Below are 4,587 nucleotides of genomic sequence, written 5' to 3' on the forward strand. Positions count from 1 at the left end.
TTTCCACCAAAATATTCTATATTTTTAGGACAAGGCATATTTGTTGTAGCTTTTAATGAACCAATAGTTATAGGAATAATTATAGCTGATAATAAAACGATAATTAATCCCTTTTTATATGTTTTTATTGTCTCTTTTTTTCTAAAAAATACTAAACTACAAAGAATAAGAAAAGCAAAAAGTATTAAAAGTTTTTTAATACCATCATAGAACAGAAACTTTGAAATAGGTTCATTACTATCCCAGATCCAAGAATTTGTATTAAGGTTAAAAAAATAATCTTGAACAAGAATATCTATAGATGTTAATTCAAATAATGCAATTGTAAAAATCAAACATATAATAGTAATTAGAATATATTTAGTGAGATTTTTTTGCATCATTTAATATGTCCATCTCTTTTTTATAAACATCTGTTTCAACTTCAAAAAATGATAATAAAGTATGAAATAGATTATCTTGTGAAAACTTTTTATCAGAATATGATTTAAGTTTTTCAACATCAATATCTTCTTTAATATCACCTTCACCAAACCACATAAATGATGCTACATGTTTTTGTTCATCAGGAGCCATAAAATAAGGCATTCCATGTAAATAAAGTCCATTTTCTCCTAAGCTCTCTCCATGGTCACTCATATAAACCATTGCTGTTTCATAATCTTTTGAATATGGCTTTAAGAAATTTATTGTTTTAGATAAAAAGTAATCTGAATATAAAACAGCATTATCGTAAGCATTACTTACTTCTTCTTGTGTACATTGCTCTAATTGATTAGTTTCACAAACTGGTGTGAACTTCTCGTAAGCTTTTGGATATCTTTTATAATATGCTGGGCCATGATTTCCCATTTGGTGTAATACAATTAAAATATCTTTATCTTTATTTTTCTGAATATAATTATCTAAACCAACAAGCATACCCTCATCTCTACATTCATCATCACAAATTGTATTGTTTTTATTTGTTCGATAATCTTCATAATCAACTCTGTCTGCAACACCTTTTGAACTTGAGTTGTTATCTCTCCATAGAACTTTTACCTCTTTTGTATTGATTAACACATCTACTACATTTTGAGTAGTAATCCCTTTTTTATAATCATAAGTATCACGGTTATATATAGAGAACATACAAGGAACAGATTGTGCAGTTGATGTTCCACATGAATAGAAATTTGGAAAGTTTATAATATCTTCTTTCTTAAGTAGTGGATTTGTTTCTTTTTTATAACCATTTAAAGAAAATCTATCAGCTCTTGTAGCTTCACCTACAACCATAATTATAAGTTCTTTTTTATCAACTTCATCAGTAGTTTTTTGAATTTTTGCATCAAGCCCTATTTGTTTTACAACTATAGGACCATTGTTCATTGTTTTACTAATATAATTTCCTGTACTATAAATCCAATAAATAGGATTGACATGATATCTAAGAGGCTTATGTTCTCTAAAAAATGAAGTATAAAACTTACTAAAGACAAGAATAGTAATAACAATAAAACTTAAAGATATTAAAAGTGTTCCAATTTTAAAAAATAATTCTTTTTTGAAAGGTCTATAATCAATTTTAATTTTATAAATAAAGTAAGAAGGTAGTACTCCAAGTACTAAAACATATAAAACCAGTTGTAAACTAAACAAGTCACTTGATTCTGATAAGTTTGTTTGTAAAGAATTTCTTATCATTTCATCATCAATAACAACACGATATGTATCCATAAAATATGCAGTAAATGAAGAGACCATTAACGCAATTATTAAAAGAGGTTTAGTTGTATATTTTGAAGAAAGTAGTGTAAATAAAAATACAGTAAATGATACTAAAACAATAGCAAGTGAACAAATATATAAAATATTTTGGCCTACTGGTTCATAAGTTGATATAACATTTGTAAAAAAAGACAGATTATAAAATGTTGCAAAAAATATGGCAACTAATAGTATAAGTTTATATTGTGAAATAAATTTCATTATTTTCCTTTAGTTTCTGATATTAATAAATTAACAATTGAAAATGAAATGAAAATGAAAGAGAAATTTATTAGATTTAAAATAGCTAATAAAATAGATATCTCCTTTAGATAAAGAGATATTTATTTTAAGAATCTACATTTTAAATTTCCCTCGTAAAGAATGATTAACTCCACCTACATGCTTACTAAATCTAAGAACGTACCCATACTTACCTTTTTCTGTAAAATCAACATTTGCTAAGTAATAGCCATTTATATTTTTTATATGTTTAAATACAATTGTTTTATCACTAGGCGTATATAATGTTAGATTTACATCCATGTTTACTTGCCTCTTTGCCTTATTATGAATAGTAATATAAAGAGGACTATTTTTCTCTTTACTTATTGATAAAGTAGACCAATAACCTTTTAGACCGCTTGATGATATTTTATTTAAATTGTCTTGAGCAAATAAACTTCCAACAAATAATCCTAGACTCAATATTGTGATTTTTAACATTTTTATCTCCTTATTAAATATATTTCCTAATAATATATATTAAAAATGAAATGAAAATGAATGATTTATAACTATATTTTCATTTTCATTTCATATGAGTAAATATAATTAAAGAAAAAGAAGGAAATATTTTGGAACATTTAAATATAAATTTATTTTTATTTATAACTTCATTCGCAAAGACAAGTGAATTTCTAGATAATATGATGATAACGTTTGCTGAATATATGCCATACTTATTTCTTATAATAATGGTTTATACATGGTTTACAAATAAAAAGAATGAAACACTATATGCAGGATATACAGTAATTCTTGGTTTATTAATAAATCAAGTTATTGGTTTGTTTATTTATCATAATAGACCATTTGTAGATGGGTTTGGAGTAACATTAGTTATGCATAAAGTTGAAAATTCTTTTCCTTCTGACCATACTACTTTTTTAATATCAATTGCTCTAGCATTTTTAATATTTAAATCATCTAGGAAAATTGGATATCTATTATTTATATTAGCCATAATAGGAGGTATATCAAGAGTTTATTGTGGAGTTCATTATCCATTTGATATAATTGGTTCACTTGTTGTTTCTATACTGGCTATTAGTTTAATTTATACGACAAAAGATGAATTTAATAATATAAATTTATTTTTAATAAATACCTTTAGAAGAAAAGAGTTTTGGAAAAATTGAAACAATAAAAAGGAAATCTTATAATGGATACATCAACATTAAGTAATCAAGAAGATCATTGGGAAAATACCTTTGAATCTAATTCTAATATGTTTGGAAATACAAATAGTACTTCTGCACAAAGAGCTGTAGAAATTTTTCAAAAAGAGGATAAGTTTAATATCTTAGAACTTGGAAGTGGACAAGGTAGAGATACTTTCTTTTTTGCTAAAGAGGGATTAAGGGTTCAAGCCTTAGATTATTCTCAACAAGGTATTGATTCTATTTTAAAAAAATCTAAAGAAGAGAATCTATCCGATTATATAAAAGCAAATGTTCATGACATTAGAAAACCTCTTCCTTTTGATGATAATACTTTTGATTCTTGTTATTCTCATATGCTATATTGTATGGCTTTAACTACTTGCGAACTTGAATTTTTATCAAGCGAAATAAGAAGAGTATTAAAACCAAATGGATTAAATATTTATACGGTTAGAAATATCAAAGACCCTCATTATAGAAATGGTATTCATAGAGGAGAAGATATGTATGAAGTTAGTGGATTTATTGTACATTTCTTTTCAAAAGAAAAAATAGAACTATTATCAAAAGGCTACAAAATAATAGGTATAGAAGAGTTTGAAGAAAGTTCTTTACCTAAAAGATTGTCACGAGTAATTATGGAAAAGATTTCATAATTACTTTAAAGAATTATTTCTATTTTTGTTCCTTTATTTAAAACAGATTCAATTTTCAATTGTCCATTATGAAGTTCAACACTATTTTTAACGATAGATAATCCTAATCCAAAACCTTCTATAGTTTTATTTCTTGACTTATCAGCCCTGTAAAATCTATCTGTAATCAAAGGCAACTTTTCTTTTGAAATACCAATACCCTCATCTTCAATGCAAAAATGCATCTTTTCATTTTGATAAAGTTTAATTATTATATTTTTATTATCTAGAGAGTACTTAATAGCATTATCTATAAGATTTGAGAAAATTGTTTTAAGAAGTAAAGGATTTAATTTTTTAGTAATAGTTTCGATTTTATCGATAGTAAGAGTAATATTCTTATTTTTTATTTGAGTATCATATTTATAAATAGTATCAAGTAATAATGAATCAACACTTGTTTCTTCAAAAGTCTTTTTTATATTCTCTTTTGAATATTTTGTTAATAAGAGTAAGTTTTCAATGATATCTTCTATTTGTTTTATTTCATAATAAATAGTATCCATAGAATCAATATAATATGAGCTTTCTCTTACCTTTCTTAATGTAACTTCAATTTCCCCTCTTATAACAGTTAATGGTGTTCTTAATTCATGAGAAACATCACTATTAAATCTATCTAAATTTTTAACACCATCTTGAAGTCTTTCAATCATAGTATTAAATGATTCTATTAATTCAGAAATTTCATCATT

The 4,587-nt window shown here is 24.9% G+C and carries 5 protein-coding genes and 1 pseudogene; 2 read left to right on the top strand and 4 right to left on the bottom strand.

The genetic code is table 11. The features are described 5' to 3' along the window. The 3 genes and pseudogenes from GBG18_RS14630 to GBG18_RS14640 all read right to left on the bottom strand — a co-directional run. Positions 1-383 (bottom strand): annotated as a pseudogene (locus tag GBG18_RS14630) (phosphatase PAP2 family protein); the annotation flags it as partial. Further along, positions 361-1,974, bottom strand: a complete 1,614-nt coding sequence (locus GBG18_RS14635; protein ID WP_152192261.1) for a phosphoethanolamine transferase — start codon at positions 1,972-1,974, stop codon at positions 361-363. The gene GBG18_RS14635 and the pseudogene GBG18_RS14630, both read right to left, overlap by 23 nt. Positions 1,975-2,109: 135 nt before the next feature. After that, entirely contained in the window at positions 2,110-2,478 is a 369-nt protein-coding gene (locus GBG18_RS14640) for a hypothetical protein (RefSeq protein ID WP_152192263.1), read from the bottom strand. 131 nt (positions 2,479-2,609) lie between these two features. Here GBG18_RS14640 and GBG18_RS14645 point away from each other — a divergent pair, with 131 nt between their 5' ends. Together GBG18_RS14645 and GBG18_RS14650 are read left to right on the top strand one after the other, a co-directional pair. Beyond that, on the top strand, positions 2,610-3,173 hold the full coding sequence (locus GBG18_RS14645; protein WP_152192264.1) for an undecaprenyl-diphosphatase: 564 nt from the start codon (positions 2,610-2,612) through the stop codon (positions 3,171-3,173). A gap of 23 nt (positions 3,174-3,196) precedes the next feature. Next, positions 3,197-3,853, top strand: coding sequence for a class I SAM-dependent methyltransferase (locus tag GBG18_RS14650; protein ID WP_152192266.1), 657 nt, complete (start codon positions 3,197-3,199; stop codon positions 3,851-3,853). A 5-nt stretch (positions 3,854-3,858) separates the two neighbouring features. On the opposite strand, the gene GBG18_RS14655 is transcribed toward GBG18_RS14650, so the two are convergent. After that, on the bottom strand, positions 3,859-4,587 hold a 729-nt coding region (locus GBG18_RS14655), incomplete at its 5' end, for a HAMP domain-containing sensor histidine kinase (RefSeq protein WP_152192267.1).

The organism is Poseidonibacter ostreae (assembly GCF_009208075.1).
Classification (GTDB): Bacteria; Campylobacterota; Campylobacteria; order Campylobacterales; family Arcobacteraceae; genus Poseidonibacter; species Poseidonibacter ostreae.